Annotated in this window: 1 protein-coding gene; it reads left to right on the forward strand. The window is 59.6% G+C overall.

Features of this window, described 5'->3' with window-relative positions:
- Positions 1 to 282 (forward strand): amino acid--tRNA ligase-related protein (locus tag J4G32_RS21405; protein ID WP_343232700.1); only part of this gene is annotated, 282 nt, incomplete at both ends.

Genomic DNA, 282 nt, shown 5'->3' on the forward strand with positions numbered 1-282 from the left:
CTGGCACAAATCAGTACCGAGGATCATCGCGTCGCCGAGCGCTTTGAGGTGTACTACAAAGGTATTGAGCTGGCGAATGGTTTCCACGAACTGACGGACGCACGTGAGCAACAACAGCGCTTTGAACAGGACAATCGTAAGCGCGCCGCGCGCGGTCTGCCGCAGCAGCCGATTGACCAAAATCTACTGGATGCGCTGGCCGCCGGTCTACCGGATTGTTCCGGCGTGGCGCTGGGTGTTGATCGTCTGGTGATGCTGGCGCTGGGAGCAGAAAGCCTGGCG

Origin of the sequence: Microvirga antarctica, assembly GCF_017921815.1 — a bacterium.
Lineage (GTDB): Bacteria > Pseudomonadota > Alphaproteobacteria > Rhizobiales > Beijerinckiaceae > Microvirga > Microvirga antarctica.